The organism is Flavonifractor hominis, from assembly GCF_040095835.1.
Taxonomy (GTDB): Bacteria; Bacillota; Clostridia; order Oscillospirales; family Oscillospiraceae; genus Flavonifractor; species Flavonifractor hominis.
This window is the reverse complement of sequence record NZ_JBBMFT010000024.1, coordinates 1-4,508: the sequence shown is the minus strand read 5'-3', so window position 1 is coordinate 4,508 and position 4,508 is coordinate 1. Positions and strand designations below refer to the sequence as shown.

At 56.8% G+C, this 4,508-nt stretch carries 2 protein-coding genes; both read left to right on the top strand.

Going from position 1 to position 4,508, the window contains the following annotated elements; translation table 11 throughout:
* Positions 1 to 213: S-layer homology domain-containing protein (locus WMO45_RS13550; protein WP_349141419.1), on the top strand; the 213-nt coding region annotated here is incomplete at its 5' end.
* Between the two features lie 102 nt (positions 214 to 315).
* On the top strand, positions 316 to 4,508 hold a 4,193-nt coding region (locus WMO45_RS13545; protein ID WP_349141418.1), incomplete at its 3' end, for a polysaccharide lyase family 8 super-sandwich domain-containing protein.

The window sequence follows — 4,508 nt, the reverse complement described above, 5'->3', positions numbered from 1 at the left end:
TACCGCTACGCCGGCTCCCCCGCCACGGAGGGCAGCCTGACCGGCTTTGCCGATGCCTCCTCCGTGTCCGCCTGGGCGCAGGACGCCATGGAGTGGGCAGTAGAGAATGGCCTCATTTCCGGCATGGGTGACGGAACTCTGAATCCCCAGGGCGAGGCTACACGTGCACAGGTTGCGATTATCGTGACCCGGTTTGTGAGTCTGAGGGCCTGATACTCCGGACGGGAAACAAATATGTACAAAAGGATACCGTAGTTTGTGTATTTAAGACTCTGCGATGGAGCATTATGAAAAATTTTGAAGGGATGATTGTGGATGCGTAAGTGTAAGTGGGTGCACCGCCTGACCGCTTTCCTATTGTGTGCGTCTGTAGTTGCCTCGCTGCCGGGAGTGGCCACCGCAGTCCAAACCGTGGACAACAATGACGTGGTGGCTCAATATGACTTTGAGGATCAGACCCTGGACAGCGCGCCGGAGGGATGGAATATTGTCTCTACCAGTGGCGGCAATCCGGATAAAAACTGGGTTAAAGTGATCACAGACCCGGAGAATGAGGATAACCAAATAGTGGCCGTTTCGGCCACCCAGAGCGGCTTTGAGACTCACGCTACCCTTCCGTTCTCTGCGCCTGTCACTGGTACAGCGCGGGTTTCCCTGCGGTTCTGCTATCCCTCCGATCCTGCGCTCAACCCGGACGGATTGCCTAACTCGGCGGGTATTCACCTCTTTGCCCAGGACACCACCTCCAACCCGGCAGTGAGTCTGATGAATATCAAAGGCTCGCTGGGGCACCGCTGGGGTGCCGCTCCCTCCTCCGATCGGGCGTTGGCACCCCTGGAGCTGGATGTGTGGTACGATCTGATCATTGACGTGGATGCCCAGGCCAACACCTATTCGGTCTACCTCGACGGGGTAAAGCTGAAGGAGGAGGATACGGAAGTTTTCACCTTCCGAAATGCCCAGGAAAATGTGGGCGGTCTGCGTTTGGCTGCTCCCAAAGGATATATGGGAACCTTGTACGCCGACGATATTCTGGTTACAACCAACCTGGGAGAGGCGATTACCGCCCTCTCTCCCTTGGAACCCATCCAGGTGAGCTATGGAACCCCGTTTGAAGAGCTGCCTCTCCCTGAGACAGTCATGGCCACTTTGGAGGGGGGGAGCCAGGTACAGCTGCCAGTGGAGTGGGACAAGGGGGATTATAATTCCTCCAACTCCGGGTCCTATCATCTCACGGGTAACCTGGTCCTGACGCCGGACTATGCCAATCCAGATGCCCTCACACCCACTATTTCGGTCACCGTAGGGGAGGATACCACGGAGCGTGAGATCCTCTCTCTGGATACCATCGGAGATGTGTGTGTGGAGCTGAATACTCCCGAGGATCAGCTGCCCCTGCCCGAGACTGTCACCGCCACCCTGACTGGCGACGTGGAGCGTGAGATCCCCATTTCCACCTGGACGGTGACGGAGGGTAGCTATGACGGGTCTGTCAAGGGTGTCTATACCTTTGAGGGTACTCTTGTCCTTGAGGGACAGGTGACCAATCCGCAGGGGCTCAAAGCACAGGCTACCGTCTATGTGGGGCAAGATGAGTTCGATGTGCTGCGGGAGAAGTGGTACTACCAGATCGCCGGCAGCGATGACTTCGACCAGAACGATCCGGATATCCAGATTTATCTCAAGACGTTGGACGACAATGCTGCCGAAATTCTTCCCAAGTTTGTAGCCCCCAAGGACGGCGACCAGTATGCCGGCTTCGTGGATGCTATGCGGGTCTTTACGGATTACCCCATGCTCAGCAACACCGGAAACACCGGCTCCAGCCAGATCACGATGACCTACGACCGCCTCAAGAGTCTGGCGCTGGCCTATAAGACTCCCGGTACCAGTTACTATCAGGATGCGTCCATCAAGGAGTTGATCCTCACCGCTCTGGACTTCATGTACAATGAGGACCGGTACAGCGAAACGTCCTTCGGCTCCACAGCTCAGACGCCATTCGGCAACTGGTACGACTGGCAGATCGGCACTCCTCTGCGTTACCTGGATCTGCTGGTGTTGATGTATGATGATTTAAGCCAGGAGCAGATCGACAACTTTACCGGCTCTGTCCACCATTACACCCCAAAGCCCAGCAATGCCAGCGCCAACCGGGTTTGGATCTGTTCTATTGTGGCCGAGAACGCCATCCTTATGAAGAATGCCGAGCAGCTCAAACTGGTGGCGCCCGGTGTCAAGAGTACGTTCGAGTATGTTACATCTGGTGAGGGCTTCCGCTCAGATGGTTCCTTTATCCAGCACACCTATTTTGCATATACCGGCGGCTACGGCAAGGGCTTTATCGTTACCATGGCGCCGCTGATGGCGGTGCTGGCGGGTACCGAGTATGCCATTGAGTACGACGACGGTACCGAGCAGAACTTCCTCAACGCTGTCTTTGATTCCTATGAACCGTTCCTTATCAACGGTGTGATGATGGATATGGTGCGCGGTCGTGAAAATTCCCGCCCCGGTGGCCAGGATCACATCGCTGGGCGCCAGGTTATCCGTGCCATTATGATGCTCACCGACGCCATGGAAGGGGAGCAGAAGGAACGGGCCTTGTCCATGGTCAAGTACTTCCTGGAGGAGGACGATGAACACCAGATCTTCCGGGATGATACTGGCTTCTTCCTGGAGTACCGGGTAGGACTGTCTCATATCCAGAAGGGCAAAGAGATTCTCGCCGACGACTCCATCGAGTCTCGCGGACCCCTCTCGGGCTATTTCAAGTTCCCCAGTATGGCCCGGGTTACCCGTTTCTCACCTGAGGCCTGGGCAGTCGGTTTGTCCATGTACGGCTTTGAAGTACGCACCTATGAGTACGGCAACAGCGAGGCCAAGCGCATGTGGCACACCGCCGACGGTATGCTCTACCTCTATAACCAGGACAAGACCAAGTACTCCGACAACTTCTGGGCCACCGTGGACCCGAGCCGTCTGCCCGGCACCACCGTGGAACAGTGGAACGCGGACAAGGGAGTAGGCTACCGCAAGAGCACCGCCAACGCCTATGACATCACCGGCGGTACCGACTTTATGGGACAATACGGTGCCACGGCCTTTGAACTGGACAATGGTGCCCACGCCAGAAAGTCCTACTTCATGTTCAACGACGAGGTGGTGCTGCTTGGCTCTGACATCACCTCCGCGGGCAACTATCCGATTGAGACCATTGTAGAGAACTACAAAGCCAACCTGGATCTCTCCAACCGGGTCAGTGTGGACGGTGTAGAGCAGGTGCTGGGGGAAGAAAGTGAGACCCCGGACCCCATCGAGCACCACGTTCTTGAGACTACTTCCGGCACCGTAGGCGCCTCGGTGGCCGGCGCGGGGTCCTTCCCCGAGCAGACCACCGGAACTGTGGTGGTAGAGTATGATGTCATGCTGCCGGACGGAGCAGATTTTCTGGCTCTGTCTCCCACCTCTAGCGGGACCAATGTGGTGCACCTCATCTCCCGCAGTGGTAAGCTGGCCTACCGCCTCAACAGAAGCGGAAGTGCGCAGGATGCCATGCCCAACAACCACAACCTCACCGCTGGCAGCTGGTGCCATGTGCGTCTGGAGGTCAACCTGGACGACCAGACGGCCAGTTACTACCTGGACGGCAAACTGGTAGACTCCGCCTATAACCACGCGACCAAAGAGGACGTGCAGATCGTCAATGCTCCGCTTCTGATGGATGATGCCACCATCGACGGTCTGGGCTTCTATACGCCCAACAACGGTACTGGTACCGCCTACTATGATAACATTGTGGTGAAAAATGGTGATACCATCCTGTTCCAGGAGAACTTTGACCTCTGCCCGGACGGCTCTCTGCCCGACGGCTGGAGCAAAAGCGGCAACGATGCGGCCGGCAAGATGGAGGCGGTAACGGTCACTGAACAGCCTCCCACGCCTCCGCGTGAGGATACCTTTGCCGGCAAGCACGAGGATGTGAGCTACATCCACATGCAGGGCAATGTAGAGGGTTCTGATGTGGGCTATTACTTCCCCGGCGGCGCAGATGTTACCGGACTGCGGGAAACCCGGACCGGAAACTGGATGGATCAGAACTCCTATGAGAAATTTGCCTATGACGCTGAAGTTACCAATAGCTTTATTACCATGTACTTGGAGCATGGTGTCAACCCAGACCATGCCAGCTATCAATACGTCATACTCCCTGGTATGAGCGAGGCGGAGACAGCAGCTTACAGCGCATCCCCCGATGTGGAGATCCTCGCCAACACAGAGAGCATCCATGCTGTGCGGGAGACTACTCTGGACATCACTGCGGCCAACTTCTTTGCAGCCGGGGCTTGCCCGGAGGCGCAGGTTTCCGCGGACCGTCCGGCCAGCGTGATGTTTGGGCCGGACGACAACGGCAATCTGGTGGTATCGGTAACCGACGTGACCAACAAGGCGGAAGGAGCCATCACCATCACGCTGGACTTCCCGACAGGCGAAGTGCTGACGGGCGA